This is a genomic window from Quadrisphaera sp. KR29, from assembly GCF_052644995.1.
On the sequence record NZ_JBQXXG010000012.1, the window covers coordinates 53256 to 67177 of the forward strand.

A 13922-nucleotide genomic window follows, 5' to 3' on the forward strand; every position below is an offset into this window, starting at 1 on the left:
GGGGATGGGACGTGGACCAGGAGTACCGCGGACCCGACCGCCGGTCCGTCCCACGGCCGCCCAGGGGCTCTGCGCGGGCTGCGCTCGTCGGTGCTGGCGCCGGCTCCTGCGCCGCGGTCGTCCTGGAGGCGGCCACGAGGGCCGACGCGCCGGCGGCGCTGGCCGCGGTGGTCGGAGCCGCACCGCTGGTGCTCGCGACGGTGCTGCTCCTGTGCGCCTGGCGAGTCGGCGGACGGGTCCGGCAGGCGCACGCAGCGCTGACCCTGGCCGTCGCCGGCGGCAGCGGGCCGCTCGTCGCCTGGGCGGCCGCCCAGGCAGCGCCCGGAGCCGCCGCGCCCGTCGTCGCCCTCACCCTGGCGGCTGGCGTCCTGGCGGCGGCACCGCACGCCCACCGGGCCCTGACCGCCCCGGACGTCGACACCCGGCTGCGCCCCGGCGCGGCCGCGCTGAGCAGCAGCGGCCTGGTCCTGGCGGCGGGCGGAGGCGCGGCCCTGCTGGCGGGGGCCGGATGGCTGCCCCAGGCCCACCCGCCCGGCGCGCTCGCGCACCTCCCCTGGCCGCTGCTCTGGCCCGCGCCCCTGGGCGCTGCCGGCGGCGCGGCGCTGTCGCTCGCCGTCGAGCGCTGGCGCGCCTCGCTGCAGGGTCAGCGGGTCCGCGCCCTGCGCGCCGTGCGAGCCGCGCACGGGCTGGGCCGGTGGGCGACCGACGCCGAGGAGGACAGGGTGCGCCGGCACGACGCCCGCAGCGCGCTGTCGGCCGTGCGGGCAGCCAGCGCCGTCCTGACGGGGGAGCAGCCGTCGGCGATGAGCCCCACCGAGCACAGCGCCCTGGCCACCGCGGTCAGCGAGGAGCTCAGCCGCCTCGAGCGGCTGCTCGGCGAGCCAGCCGGCGGCACCGCGGACCTGGGCCCTGCGGGAGGGTGGCCGGAGGTCGTCGACCTGCGTGACGTGGTGGCGCCGCTGGTCACCACGTGGCGAGCCCGGGGCCTCGACGTGTCGGGGCCTCCGCCGGGCCCTGCTGTCCTGGCCGTGGGGCACCCCGACGCGCTGCGGCGTGCCGTCGCCAACCTGCTCGACAACGCCCTGCGCCACGCCCCGGGCGCCGCGGTCGCCGTGAGCGCGGCCGCAGCGCACGACGGCGGCCCGGCGCTGCTGGTCGTCCACGACGACGGACCCGGCGTCAGCGCCGCGCACCGCGAGGCCGTCTTCACCGCCGGCACGCGCCTGTCGCCGTCCGCACCCGGGCAGGGGCTGGGCCTGGCCTCGGCCCGCGCCCTGGTCGAGGCCGACGGCGGCTCGCTGCGGCTGGCCGAGGCCGACCGCGGCGCCCGCTTCGAGCTGCGCCTGCCCTCCGCCCGCCGCCCCGTCCCCTCCTGCGCCGCCGTTCCCGCGCCCGCCCCGACCCCCGACCTCGAGGAGGTGACCGCACGGTGACCGGTCCGCGCGTCGTGCTGGTCGACGACCACCAGCTGCTCGCCCAGGCCCTCGCGGCCTCGCTGGCCGCAGCGGGTCAGGCCCCGGAGGTCCACCCGCCGCCCTCGACGGCGCAGCTGCGCGCCGCGCTGGTGGCGCAGCTCGCCGCCCGCCCGCCGTCCGTCGTCGTCGTCGACCTCCACCTGGGCGAAGCCGACCCGGAGGGCGGCGACCGGCTGGTCGCCGAGCTGGCACCCGCGGCGCCCGTGCTGGTGCTCACCGCCGAGGAGGACCCCGCCCGCTGGGGCCGCTGCCTGCGCTCGGGCGCCTGGGCCGTGGTCTCCAAGACGCGGCCCCTGTCCGAGGTGGTGGCCGCGGTGGAGGCGGTGGCGGCCGGTGAGGACGTCCTGCGGGCCCGCGAGCGCGCAGCGCTGCTGCTGGCCGCCGACCGCGCCGAGCGCGAGGAGGTCCAGCGCCTCGCGCCGTTCCGCGCCCTCACCCCGCGCGAGCAGGCCGTGCTGGACGCCCTCGTCGACGGGGTGGCTGCCGCGGACATCGCCCACAGCGCCTGCGTCTCCGAGGCCACGGTCCGCAGCCAGATCCGCGCGGTGCTCACCAAGCTGGGCGTGCGCTCCCAGCTGGCCGCCGCAGCGGCGGCCCGGCGCGCCGGGTGGGCGCGCGAAGCGGCCTGAGCCCTCACCGGGCGGCCCCGGTTCATCGTTTTCGACGATGACCCACCGGTCCCGGGCGCCGACCCTGGAGGGGTGAGCAGCAGGAGCTTCCAGGCGGCCTCGGCCGGTGCGACCGGGCACCGCCGGGGTCGGTCTGCGCCTGCGGCTGCCTGACGGTGTCGCGTCGGCCGCCAGCTGACGTGCCCGCACCAGCGCGCACCGGGCGGAGCCGCTCGGCGGCCCCCGCGCACCCCGCGCGGGGCGAGGTGCGCGGCGCGTCGCGCTGGGCCGTGGCGAGGCCCCTCGCATCGCTGGGAGTGCTGCTGGCCCTGGGGGGCGCGGTGCTGGGAGCCACTGCCGTCGTGCCGCTCACCGCGGGAAGGGCACCGCTGGTGGTGCTCACGGAGAGCGTGGACCCTGGCACGCCGGCCCGCTGGGTGGCCGAGGCGGGACCGGTCGACCCAGCTGCCTTCCACACGGCCGATGAGGGCACCCACGAGGTGGCCGGTGGGCGCGACGCCTCTGGGGGGCTGCAGCTGACCCTTCGCGAGAACGGCGACGACGCCGAGGACGCCGACGACCAGCCCATGACCGCGAGCGGGGCGTTGGGCGGCGGGCTGTCGGAGTGCCTGGGGGCGGTGCTCTTGACCGGCGCCGGGCTGCTCCTCCACGCGGGTTGCCGGGTGGTGGCAGAGCAGGGGCGGCGGCGCGGGGGGCGGAGCGCGGCGCTGGTCGCCCTGCCGGAAGCGCCGACCTGGGCGCGGAGCGGGCGGACCGTCAGCCGCGAGCTCGCGGTGGTGACCCTGCAGACCCACGACGACCTGGACCTGCAGGCCTTCGAGCGCACCGTGGAGGCGTTCGCGGGCACGGTGCTCGCCGCCACGGACACCACGGTCAGCGTGGCGCTCACCGGGGCGCCCGTGCTGGTCGATGACGCTGTGGCCCGCTTCCGCGCCCTCGCGCAGACCCGGGTGCAGCGCAGCGGCCCGCTCTGCGCCCCGCTCGGCCCCGCCCTGCCGCGTCCGGACGGACCTGGTGAGCGCCCGCGGAGGCCCTACGGCGCCGCATGAGGCAACCGCGTCCGGCGGTGGCCCGCACCCTTCGTCTCCTGCGCGCTGGGCGCCTGCCTTCCGCCAGAGGAGCCCTCGCCGTGGCGCCCGGGGCCTCGCCCCCTGCTGCCGCGGCGGTGACGGGGGTGGCCCGCGCGCCGGTGCGGCGGCCGACCGGCGAGTCGGCCACGTCGTGGCCCTGAGAGCGGCTCAGCCGCCGGCGAAGGGCGGCAGGACGTCGACCTGCAGCGGCCCACCCACCGGGGCAGGCAGGACGGTGGTGCGGTCGCGGACGGCCACCTCCTCGACGAGCAGGGTCGCCACCTCCAGCACCGCGCCCAGCCGCGGGTGGCGCTGCGCCAGGGCCCCCACGAGCTGCTCGGCGGTCGCGCCGTCGGGCAGCTCCACCGGCTCCTCGTCGGTGCCGGCCGCGGCCGCCGCGCCCGCGAAGTAGCGCACCTGCAGCTGCACCTCAGCCGCCGATCGCGCTCATCGGGCGCGTCGGCCGCTGCCCGACGCCGACGGCCGAGGGGTCGTCGCTGCCGTGCCCGGCGACCTTGCCCCACATGGCGCCGCGCCAGGCGTCAGCCAGCTGCTCGTCGGTGGCGCCGACGCGCAGCAGGGCGCGCAGGTCGTGCTCGCGTGAGCCGAACAGGCACTCGCGCACCTGCCCGTCGGCGGTCAGCCGGGTGCGGTCGCAGTCCGCGCAGAACGGGCGGGTCACCGAGGCGATGACGCCCACGGTGCCGAGCGGCTCCCCGCCCTCGCCGCGGCGGACGTGCCACAGCTCGGCCGGTGAGGACCCGCGGACCGAGGCCGGCTCGGGCTCCAGGTGGTACCGGGTGGCCAGGGAGGCGAGCACCTCGGCGGCGTCGACCATGAGGGAGCGGTCCCAGGCGCCGTGCGGGTCGAGCGGCATCTGCTCGATGAAGCGCAGCTGGTAGCCCTCCGCCAGCGCCCACGACAGCAGGTCGGGCGCCTCGTCGTCGTTGGTGCCGCGCAGCAGCACCGCGTTGACCTTCACCGGTCCGAGGCCGGCGTCGGCGGCGGCCCGCAGGCCGGCCAGCACGTCGCCGAGCCGGTCGCGGTGGGTGATCGCCGCGAAGCGCTCGGGCCGCACGGTGTCGAGGGAGGCGTTCACGCGGGTCAGCCCCGCCGCGGCGAGCCCCGCAGCGCGGCGCTCCAGGCCGAGCGCGTTGGTCGTCAGCGACGTCTCCGGCGAGCGCCCGTCGGCGGTCGTGAGCGCAGAGGTCGCCGCGACGATCCGCTCCAGGCCGCGGCGCAGCAGCGGCTCGCCGCCGGTGAAGCGCACCTCGGTGACGCCGAGGCGCTCCACGGCGACGGTGATGAGGCGCACGACCTCGTCGTCGTCGAGCAGCGTGGACGCGGGAGCCCAGTCGAGGCCCTCGGGCGGCATGCAGTACGTGCAGCGCAGGTTGCACCGGTCGGTCAGGCTGACGCGCAGGTCGGTCGCGGTACGCCCGTGCCGGTCGAGCAGGCCCGGCGACGCGGTGACCGGGGGGCGGTCAGCGGGCAGGGGGGCGAGCAGCGGCTCCAGTGCGGTGCTCCCGCCACCGGCGGGCGCGCTGCGCAGCCGAGGGATGCCGAGGGCGACGCTCACCCCCTCACAGTAGGTCTGCCGGGGCCGTGCCTCCTGCGGGCCGCCGCTCCCCGCTCACAGCGCGGTCGTCCAGCGCCAGGTCATGCGCATGGCGTGCGCCTCGCCGGGCTGCACCGCGTGCGCGAGCCCGAGGGCTGCGGCGTCGGGGGGACCGGTCTGCGGCTCGACGCAGACGGCCTCCTCGCGCTCGGTGAACACCACGCCGTACTCGGCGTCGGAGGTGACCTCCAGGCGGACCACCCCGGGCCAGGTGATGGTGGCCGGCCACGCGACCCCGGTCACGGCCTCGTCGATCCGGTGGTGGTTCGGTGCGCCGTGCGGCAGCGGGCCGCGGCGGCCGTCGCTGATGCCCTCGTCGTCCTTGACCATCACCGCTGTGGCGGGGTCCGCCAGGGGGACGTCCAGCACGGCCTCCGCGCCGCCGACCCACCGCGGGTGCCACGGGTGCATCCCGATCCACGCGGGCATCGGCCCGTCGTCGGCGCCGCCGTCGTTCCAGCACTCCAGGCGCAGGTCCAGGGAGGTCGGGGTGAGGTCGTAGCGGATCTCGGCGTGCCCCGGCCACGGCCAGTGCTCCCCGAGGTCGCAGCGCAGCACCGCGCGGTGCTCCTCGGCCTCCACGACCTCCCACGGGCGGTGGGCCACCGTGCCGTGGATCGCGTGCGGCGCCTTGTTCGGCGGAAGCTCCACGGTGCGTCCGCGCCAGGTGAGCCGTGCGTCGCGCACCCGCCCGGCCCACGGGACCATCGGGAACGCCCCCCAGCCGTGCGGGGTCTCGCTGTAGCGGCCCACCAGCTGCAGCTCCTCCGGCTCCCGGCCCTCCCGGGTGCGCACCGCCCCCGGCACCAGCAGCGAGGCGACCCGGGCCCCGAAGGACTCGTCCACGACCAGGCGCGTCGCGCCAGCAGTCAGCTCCACGGGCCCCAGCCTGGCGCACGGCGCCCCCAGGATGTCCAGGTGCTCGACATCCTCGACGCCGTGCTCGCCGCCCGCGCCGCCGGCGGGCGCGCTGTGCTCGCGGTGGTGGCTGCCACGTGGTCCTCCTCCCCGCGCCCCGTCGGCTCCGCGATGGCGGTGCTGCAGGACGGCACGGCCCTGGGCAGCGTCACCGGCGGGTGCGTCGAGGGCGACGTGCTCGCCCGCGCCACCGACCTGCTGGCCGAGGCGGCCGACGACGCCGACGGCCAGCTCGCCGCGCGCGCCGAGCTCGTGCACTACGGCGTGAGCGACGAGGACGCCCTCGCCGTCGGCCTGCCCTGCGGCGGCGCCCTCGACGTGCTCATCAGGCCGCTGGACGACGCGCTCGCCGGCCAGCTGCAGGCCCTGGCCGCGGCCCGCGCCCGCGGGCGCGCCGCGCGCCTGGAGCTCGCCCTGCCCGGCGGTGGCGTCGTGCAGGTGGCCGTGGAGCCGCCCGAGGAGCTGGTGGTGGCCGGGGCGGTCGCCCTCGCCGACGCGCTGGCCGCGCAGGCCGCCCTGCTGGGGATGCGCACGGCGGTGGTGGACGCCCGGGCCGCCTTCGCCACGCCCCGGCGGCTGCCTTCGGCCGACGAGGTGGTGGTCGACTGGCCCCACCGCTGGCTGGTCGCGCAGGCCGCCGCCGGCCGCGTGGGGCGCCGGACGTCGCTGGTGGTGCTCACCCACGACGCGCGGTTCGACCTGCCGCTGCTGGAGGTGGCCCTGCGCCTGGACCTCCGCTACGTGGGGGCGATGGGGTCGCGGCGCACGGTCGCCGGCCGCCGGGAGCAGCTGCGGGCCCGGGGCGTCACCGAGGAGGAGCTGACCCGGCTGCACGCCCCCGTGGGCCTGGACCTGGGCGGCTCCAGCCCCGCGGAGGTGGCCCTCAGCATCGCTGCGGAGCTCGTGGCGGTGCGCCACGGCCGCGGCGGCGCACCCCTGCGCGACACCTCGGGCGCCCTGCACGGCAGCGCCGCAGACGGCCTCAGCGGCTGAACACGCGCACCGCGTCGGCCTCGGCGGCCTCGTAGGTCCGGCCCGTCGCGGCCAGCGCCTGTCCGATCGACTCCAGCGAGGTGCGGACCTGCTCCTGGGTGGCGCGCCACTCGGCGACCACGGCCTGGAAGGAGGACGACGCCGCTCCCTGCCAGCTGCCCTGCAGGTCGAGCAGGTGCCGCATCATCGCGTCGACCTCGCTGCTGATGACACCCGCGGACGTCGCGACCGCGGCGCTGGCGCCCTCCACGGCGCTGGCGTCGACCTGGAACCTGCTCATCTCGACCTCCGGGCTCGCGCCACCGCGGTGCGGTGACCTGCTGCGACGCTAGGAGGTGGGGTCGGCGCCCCGCCGCTGCAGCGGTCCGCCTGTGGACGCAGGGGCCTCGTCCACAGGCTCGTCCACAGGTGTGGGCGCGTCATCGTCGTGCGGGTCCTCCACCGCGGGAGCGTCCGCCAGGGGCAGCGCCACCTCGATGGTCGCCCCGCCGCCGGGGGTCTGGACCACGCGCACCGCGCCGCCGTGCGCCTGCACGATGCCCGCCACGATGGCCATCCCCAGCCCCGCGCCGCCGCCGGCGCCGCGCTGGCGGGAGGAGTCCGCGCGCCAGAACCTCTCGAAGACGCGGGCGGCGTCCTCGGGGGGGATGCCGGGGCCGTGGTCGGCCACCGCCCACACCGCCCAGCCGTCGCGCTGCCCCACGCCGAGCTCCACCGGCGTGCCGGCCGGGGTGTGGCGCAGGGCGTTGCCGATGAGGTTGGCCAGCACCTGGCGCAGCCGCGCCTCGTCACCGGTGACGAGCACCGGGCGGGGAGGCGCGCCGTCGACGCCGGTCACGCTGATGGTGCGGTCCGGGGCGAGGGCCCTGGCGTCGTGGCGCGCGTCGGCGACGATGGCGAACAGGTCCACGGGGTCGCGGCGCATCGGGCGCTGCTCGTCGAGGCGGGCCAGCACCAGCAGGTCCTCCACCAGGCCCCCCATGCGGGTCGCCTCGGACTCGATGCGCCCGAAGGCGGTGGTGACGTCGGCCTCCCGGCGCACGACGCCCATGCGGTGCATCTCGGCGAAGCCGCGGATGGCCGACAGGGGCGTGCGCAGCTCGTGGCTGGCGTCGGCGACGAAGCGGCGCATCCGGCCCTCGGAGGCCTCGCGGGCTGCCAGCAGGGTCTCGATGTCGTCGAGCATGCCGTTGATCGCCGTCCCGAGGCGGCCGACCTCGGTGCCCGGCGCCTCCACGCGCACCCGCCGGCTGGTGTCGCCGCCGCCGAAGGCCGCGGCCACCGCCTCCACGTCGCGCAGCGGGCGGAAGGCGCGGCGCACGCCGTAGGCGCCCAGCACCACGCAGGCGACGACGACGACCACGCCGACGAGCACGAAGTAGGCGGCCACGTCCTTGAGCGTGTGGTCGATGGGGGTCAGGGAGCGGGCCACCGCGACCGAGGCGCCCGGCTGCTGCTCGGCGGGGATCGCGACGACGCGCCAGTCGTCGCCGGTGATGTCGTCCTCGATGGTCTGCGGCCTGCCGCCGTGCGACTCCACCCAGCCCTGGGTGATGCCGGTCAGCTTGAGCTGCTCACCGCCCTGGGTGCGCTGGGACGGCACCAGCACGCCGCCGTCCGGGCCGGAGACCTGCACGACGTAGTCCGTCGGGGGCAGCGGGGAGCCCTGGCTGCCGGCCAGCCCCGCCCCCAGGCTGGAGGCTGCGACGACCGCGGAGCGCAGCTGCTCGTCGGTCTGCGCGAGGAGCACCCGCTGCAGCACGAGCAGCGTCACCGTGCCGGTGAGGAGCAGGGCCACGACGAGCAGCCCGGTCACGACCGCGATGAGGCGGGCGCGCAGGGACAGCTCGTGGCCGCGCTCCACGACGCGCGTGCGCACCCGGTCGAGCACGGGCAGCGGGCCGCGACCGGGTCCGGGGCGGTGCGCTCGGCCGTGCTGTCCGCCACCGGGGGTCAGGCGGTGGCCGGGGGCAGCCGCAGCACGTACCCGACCCCGCGGCGGGTGTGGATGAGCGGCTTCACGGGCTCGCCGGCGGCGTCGGTGCCGGTGTCCACCTTGCGGCGCAGGTAGGAGATGTAGGACTCCACGATGCCGGCCTCGCCGCCGAAGTCGTAGTGCCACACGTGGTCGAGGATCTGCGTCTTGGACAGCACCCGGTTGGGGTTGAGCATGAGGTAGCGCAGCAGCTTGAACTCGGTGGGGGAGAGCTCGACGGGGTGCCCGGCGCGGTGCACCTCGTGGCTGTCCTCGTCCATCTCCAGGTCGGCGAAGACCAGCCGCCCCGCGGCGGGGTCGGCGCCGGCGCCGGTGCGGCGCAGCACCGCGCGGATGCGGGCCACGACCTCCTCCAGGCTGAAGGGCTTGGTGACGTAGTCGTCGCCGCCGACCGTGAGGCCGGCGACGCGGTCGGCGACGTCGTCCTTGGCGGTCAGGAACAGCACCGGCACGTCGCGGCCGCGCTCGCGCAGGCGGCGCGTGACGGCGAAGCCGTCGAGGTCGGGGAGCATGACGTCGAGGACCACGAGGTCGGGGCGGGTGCGCTCGGCCTGGCTGAGCGCCTCCTGGCCGTCGGCGGCGGTGTGGACCTCGAAGCCGGCGAAGCGCAGCGAGGTCGACAGGAGCTCTCGGATGTTCGGCTCGTCGTCGACGACGAGGAGGCGGGCCTCGGCGGCTGTGCTGGTCATGGGAGGAGTCTGGACGCCGCACCTGGGAGCCGCCTGGACGTCTCCTGCCCGTCCGCCGTGCGCGGGAGGCGCAGCGGGTGTCTGCTGGGCGCGGACCCGGAGGCGTGCAGGGGAGCGCGCCGGCCTGGCCGGCGAGGCAGAGGGCCAGGTGGTGGCAGGTGGCTGAGCAGACCCGCGAGCGGGAGGGCACCGGGGGCCGGTCCGTGCTGACCCCGGCGATCCTGGCGACCGCCGCGGTCTCGGCGCTGGCGTCGCTGCTGTACGGCTACGACACCGGCATCATCTCCGGCGCGCTGCTGCAGATCAGCGACGAGTTCGGCATCGAGCACGGCATGGAGCAGGTGATCGCCGGCGGGATCCTGCTCGGGGCGGTCATCGGGGCCCTGGTGTGCAGCCGCCTGTCGGAGCGGCGCGGCCGCCACGTGACGATGATCGTCATCGGGTCGGTGTTCGTCGTGGGCGCCCTGCTGTGCGCGGTCGCCCCGGACGCGTGGACGCTGGCCGGCGCCCGCGTGGTGCTGGGCTTCGCGGTCGGCGGCGCCACGCAGACGGTGCCGATGTTCGTGGCCGAGCTCGCCCCGCCCGCGGTCCGCGGCCGGCTGGTGCTGACCTTCCAGGTGGGCATCGGCGTGGGCATCGTCGTCTCCACGCTGGTGGGCGCCAGCCAGGCGCTGAGCTGGCGCTGGTCGATCGGGCTCGCCGCGGTGCCCGCCGCGGTGCTGCTGCTCATCGTCCTGCGACTTCCGGAGAGCCCCCGCTGGCTGGTCAAGGACGAGCGGGAGGACGACGCGCGGGCCGTGCTCGAGCGCGTGCGCCCCTCCGGCAGCGACGTCTCGGCCGAGCTGGACGAGATCACCGGCAACGTCCGCGACGAGCAGTCCGAGTCCGAGGGCCACCGCGGCTGGAGCGGGCTGCGCCAGGCCTGGGTGCGCCCGGCGCTGCTGGTCGGCTGCGGCGTCGCGCTGTTCACCCAGCTGTCCGGCATCGAGATGATCATCTACTACGCGCCGACGATCCTCACCGACAACGGCTTCTCGCGGACCGCTGCGCTCAACGTCAGCGTGGCCCTCGGCGCCACCTACCTCGTGATGATGCTCGTGGGCCTCGCGATCGTCGACAAGGTCGGCCGGCGGCGCCTGACCCTGGTCATGGTGCCCGGGGCGGCGCTGGCCCTGCTGGTGCTGGGGGTCGTCTTCATCACCTCCGGCGACGACGTCCGGGGGTCCATCCCCTTCATCGTCGCCTGCCTGGTCGTCTTCATGGTCTTCAACGCCGGTGGCCTGCAGCTCATGGGCTGGCTGACCGGCTCGGAGATCTACCCGCTGGCCGTGCGCGCCGCGGGCACGTCGGCGCAGGCCGCGGTGCTGTGGACGACCAACCTCGTCATCACCCTGACGACCCTGTCGGTGATCAACGGCATCGGGCCCGGCCCCACGATGATCATCTACGCGGCGTTCAACGTGGCCGCGTGGGTCTTCGTGTGGAAGAAGATGCCCGAGCTCACCGGCAGGAGCCTGGAGTCGATCGAGGGCCACCTGCGCCAGGGCCGCTTCGCCCCCGCCGACTTCCGCTGACCCGCCCGAGCGCGGTCGTGGGCGGCCGGCCACCCGGAGGTGGCCGACCGCCCATGATCACGGAGACGGGGTCAGACCCCGTCGGTGAGGTCGCGGACCTCGGCGTAGCGGGCCCGCACGCGCTCGCCGGCCGCGCGCGCGTCGTCGTCGAGGTCGAAGACCTGCGCCGGGGCGAGCGACCACTCCGGAGGGGCGTCGGCGCCCGAGAGCACCCACGCCGCCTGGCGGGCGCCGCCGTCGGCGACGTACTCCCCGGGCTGGGGGACGACGACCTGGCGGCCGAGCACCGACGGCGCGAGCTGCTGGACCGCGGCCGAGCGGGCACCACCGCCGACGAGGAGCACCCGGCGCACGGACACGCCCTGCGCCTCGAGCGCGGCGATGCCGTCGGCCAGGCCGCACAGCAGCCCCTCGACCGCGGCGCGCGCCACGTGGGCGGGCGTCATGGTCCTCAGGGTGAGCCCGTGCATCGCCCCGGTGGCCTCGGGGCGGTTGGGGGTCCGCTCGCCCTGCAGGTAGGGGACCAGCACGAGGCCCTCGGCCCCCGCCGGCGCGGACAGGGCCAGCTCGGCGAGCCCGGCGTGGTCGACGCCGAGCAGCTTCGCGGTGGCGTCGAGCACCTGGGCGGCGTTCAGGGTGACGACCAGCGGCAGGTGGCGGCCGGTGGCGTCGGCGAAGCCGGCGATGGTGCCGGAGGCGTCGTGCACGGCGGTCTCGGTGACCGCGCCCACCACCCCGGACGTGCCCAGCGACAGGACGACGTCGCCCTCGCGGGCGGCCAGGCCGAGCGCCGCGGCGGCGTTGTCGCCGGTGCCGGGCGCCAGCAGCGCCTCGGGGTTCCCCCACTGGGCGCTGAGCCGGCCGCCCGCCTCGGACGGGCCGAGCACGCGCGGCAGCAGCGGCGAGCGCCCGCGGAAGGCCAGCTCCAGCAGGTCGCGGCGGTACTCGCCGCTCTCCGCCGAGAAGTAGGCCGTCCCCGAGGCGTCCCCGGCGTCGGTGACCAGGCCCTCCAGGCCCACGGCGTCGGAGCCGCCGGCGAGGCGCCAGGTCAGCCAGTCGTGGGGGAGGCAGACGGCGGCGGTCCGGTCGGCGGCCTCCGGCTCCGCGTCGGCCAGCCAGCGCAGCTTCGTGCCGGTGAAGGACGCCACGGGCACGAGGCCGACGGCGTCGGCCCACGCGCGGGCACCGGCCTCGTCGTCGCCGTCCCCGAGCTCGGTGACCAGGTCCCGCGCGGCCTGCGCCGAGCGCACGTCGTTCCACAGCAGGGCCGGGCGGACCACCTCTCCCGAGGCGTCGAGGCAGACCATGCCGTGCTGCTGGCCGCCGACGCCCACGGCGCCGACGTCGTCAAGGCCACCCGCCTGGGCGACCGCCTCGCGCAGGGCGCGCTCCCACTCGCGCGGGTGCACCTCCGTGCCGTCCGGGTGGGACGCGCGTCCCTCGCGGACCAGCTCGCCCGTGGCGGCGTCGCGGATGACGACCTTGCACGACTGCGTCGACGTGTCGACGCCGGCGACCAGCGGACGCATCAGCGAGCGCCGAGCAGGTGCTCGATCGCCAGCTGGTCGAGGTTGCCGATGCCGTAGCCGCGCCGGCCCTTGGCGTCGGCGTCGAAGTCCTCGAACGTCGAGCGGTCCTCGGCGAAGCTCGCCAGCGTCTCGCCGGAGCCCAGCGTGGGCTGCGCGAGCTCGGTGACGGAGGCCTTCTCGAGGGCGGCCTGCACCTCGGGGTCGGCGCGGAAGGCCGCGGCGCGCTCCTTGAGCAGCAGGTAGGTCCGCATGTTGGCGGTGGCCGAGTCCCAGATGCCGTCGAAGTCCTCGGTGCGGTTCGGCTTGTAGTCGAAGTGGCGGGGGCCGTCGTAGGTCGGGCCGCCACCCGGGAAGCCGTTCTCGAGCAGGTCGACGGTCCAGAAGGCGGAGAGCAGGTCGCCGTGGCCGAAGACGAGGTCCTGGTCGAACTTGGGCCCGTGCTGGCCGTTGAGGTCGACGTGGAAGAGCTTCCCGGCGGCCAGGGCCTGGGCGATGCCCGCGGTGAAGTTGAGGTTGGACATCTGCTCGTGGCCGACCTCGGGGTTCACGCCCACCAGGTGCGGGTGCTCCAGGGTGTACGAGAAGGCGATGGCGTGGCCGACCGTGGGCAGCAGGATGTCGCCGCGGGGCTCGTTCGGCTTGGGCTCGATGGCGATGCGCATGTCGAGGCCCTGCTCGGTGATGTACGTCGTGAGCAGGTTCACGGCCTCGGCGTAGCGGTCGAGGGCGGCCTTGACGTCCTTGGCGCCGTCGACCTCGGCGCCCTCGCGGCCGCCCCACATGACGAACGTCTGCGCGCCCAGCTCGGCGCCCAGCTGCAGCTGGCGGAAGGCCTTGCGCAGCGCGAAGCGGCGGACGTCGCGGTCGTTGGCCGTGAACGCGCCCTCCTTGAACACCGGGTGGCTGAAGAGGTTGGTGGTCACCATCGGCACGGCGAGGCCGGTGTCGGCGACGACCTTCTTGAGGCGGCCGAGGATCTCCTCGCGGCCGGCCGGGTCCTTGTGGCCCACCTCGAAGGGGACGACGTCGTCGTCGTGGAAGGTGATGCCGTACGCGCCGAGGTCGGCCAGGCGGCGGGCGGCGTCGATGACGTCGATGTCGGGGCGGGTCGCGGAGCCGAACGGGTCGGCAGCGGGCCACCCCACGGTCCACAGGCCGAAGGAGAACTTGTCCTCGGGCTTGGGGGTGAGGCGGGTGGCGGGGGTCAGGTCGGCCACGGGGTGGCTCCTCTCCATCGAGTGCTCCGGCGGACGCCGGAGCGTCGCGAGAACGCATTTGTTCTGTGATTGAACTTATGCGGTGGGCGTGGCAGTGTCAACGCCGTGCGCACCGTCGAGCCAGCGCGGCAGCGCGACCTGCGCGAGCGCAACCTCGCCACGCTCCTGGAGCGGGTCGCCACCTCCGACCCCACCGCCGCGCCCTCGCGCGCGG

The 13922-nt window shown here is 76.6% G+C and carries 13 protein-coding genes; 5 read left to right on the forward strand and 8 right to left on the reverse strand.

The annotated features are described in order from the left end of the window. The first annotated feature begins 11 nt into the window (after positions 1–11). The 3 genes from ACUN9U_RS12190 (at position 12) to ACUN9U_RS12200 (ending at position 3153) form a co-directional block, all read left to right on the forward strand. The gene (locus ACUN9U_RS12190) at positions 12–1433 is read left to right on the forward strand and encodes a sensor histidine kinase (protein WP_445485264.1); all 1422 of its coding nucleotides are present in this window, start codon (positions 12–14) and stop codon (positions 1431–1433) included. Further along, complete coding sequence (locus ACUN9U_RS12195) at positions 1430–2104, forward strand: response regulator transcription factor (RefSeq protein ID WP_445485265.1); 675 nt, start codon at positions 1430–1432, stop codon at positions 2102–2104. Before ACUN9U_RS12190 ends, ACUN9U_RS12195 begins: the two co-directional genes overlap by 4 nt. 320 nt (positions 2105–2424) lie before the next feature. Continuing rightward, positions 2425–3153: a hypothetical protein gene (locus tag ACUN9U_RS12200; protein WP_445485266.1), complete on the forward strand. Its 729-nt coding sequence runs from the start codon at positions 2425–2427 to the stop codon at positions 3151–3153. Between the two features lie 189 nt (positions 3154–3342). On the opposite strand, the gene ACUN9U_RS12205 is transcribed toward ACUN9U_RS12200, so the two are convergent. The 3 genes from ACUN9U_RS12205 to ACUN9U_RS12215 all read right to left on the reverse strand — a co-directional run bounded on the left by ACUN9U_RS12205 (position 3343) and on the right by ACUN9U_RS12215 (position 5671). Further along, positions 3343–3597, reverse strand: coding sequence for a MoaD/ThiS family protein (locus ACUN9U_RS12205; protein ID WP_445485333.1), 255 nt, complete (start codon positions 3595–3597; stop codon positions 3343–3345). A gap of 7 nt (positions 3598–3604) precedes the next feature. After that, positions 3605–4690 carry a GTP 3',8-cyclase MoaA gene (moaA, locus tag ACUN9U_RS12210; protein ID WP_445485334.1) on the reverse strand — a complete coding sequence of 362 codons (1086 nt, stop codon included), beginning with the start codon at positions 4688–4690 and terminating at the stop codon, positions 3605–3607. Positions 4691–4807: 117 nt separating this feature from the next. After that, a complete protein-coding gene (locus ACUN9U_RS12215; protein ID WP_445485267.1) occupies positions 4808–5671 on the reverse strand; it encodes an aldose 1-epimerase in 864 nt (287 codons plus the stop codon). 39 nt (positions 5672–5710) lie between these two features. Between ACUN9U_RS12215 and ACUN9U_RS12220 the strand changes: the two genes are divergently transcribed. After that, positions 5711–6703, forward strand: coding sequence for an XdhC family protein (locus ACUN9U_RS12220; protein WP_445485269.1), 993 nt, complete (start codon positions 5711–5713; stop codon positions 6701–6703). Here ACUN9U_RS12220 and ACUN9U_RS12225 read toward each other — a convergent pair. The 3 genes from ACUN9U_RS12225 to ACUN9U_RS12235 all read right to left on the reverse strand — a co-directional run bounded on the left by ACUN9U_RS12225 (position 6693) and on the right by ACUN9U_RS12235 (position 9388). After that, positions 6693–6983 (reverse strand): WXG100 family type VII secretion target, encoded by a 291-nt coding sequence (locus ACUN9U_RS12225; protein ID WP_445485270.1) that lies wholly within the window; start codon positions 6981–6983, stop codon positions 6693–6695. The two genes, ACUN9U_RS12220 and ACUN9U_RS12225, sit on opposite strands and share 11 nt — an antisense overlap. 48 nt (positions 6984–7031) lie before the next feature. After that, the gene (locus ACUN9U_RS12230; protein WP_445485271.1) at positions 7032–8582 is read right to left on the reverse strand and encodes a sensor histidine kinase; all 1551 of its coding nucleotides are present in this window, start codon (positions 8580–8582) and stop codon (positions 7032–7034) included. 74 nt (positions 8583–8656) lie between these two features. Further along, entirely contained in the window at positions 8657–9388 is a 732-nt protein-coding gene (locus ACUN9U_RS12235; RefSeq protein WP_445485272.1) for a response regulator transcription factor, read from the reverse strand. A gap of 218 nt (positions 9389–9606) precedes the next feature. Here ACUN9U_RS12235 and ACUN9U_RS12240 point away from each other — a divergent pair, with 218 nt between their 5' ends. Beyond that, positions 9607–10962: a sugar porter family MFS transporter gene (locus ACUN9U_RS12240; protein WP_445485335.1), complete on the forward strand. Its 1356-nt coding sequence runs from the start codon at positions 9607–9609 to the stop codon at positions 10960–10962. A gap of 71 nt (positions 10963–11033) precedes the next feature. Here ACUN9U_RS12240 and xylB read toward each other — a convergent pair whose 3' ends face one another. Both xylB and xylA read right to left on the reverse strand, forming a co-directional pair. After that, entirely contained in the window at positions 11034–12491 is a 1458-nt protein-coding gene (gene xylB, locus ACUN9U_RS12245) for a xylulokinase (RefSeq protein ID WP_445485273.1), read from the reverse strand. Beyond that, a complete protein-coding gene (gene xylA, locus ACUN9U_RS12250) occupies positions 12491–13708 on the reverse strand; it encodes a xylose isomerase (protein WP_445485274.1) in 1218 nt (405 codons plus the stop codon). Before xylA ends, xylB begins: the two co-directional genes overlap by 1 nt. Positions 13709–13922 lie beyond the last annotated feature (214 nt).

Bases quoted from the DNA above. Each gene is read 5' to 3' on its own strand.
- xylB (WP_445485273.1), bottom strand. From the start codon at position 12,491: ATGCGTCCGCTGGTCGCCGGCGTCGACACGTCGACGCAGTCGTGCAAG.
- ACUN9U_RS12225 (WP_445485270.1), bottom strand. From the start codon at position 6,983: ATGAGCAGGTTCCAGGTCGACGCCAGCGCCGTGGAGGGCGCCAGCGCC.
- ACUN9U_RS12235 (WP_445485272.1), bottom strand. From the start codon at position 9,388: ATGACCAGCACAGCCGCCGAGGCCCGCCTCCTCGTCGTCGACGACGAG.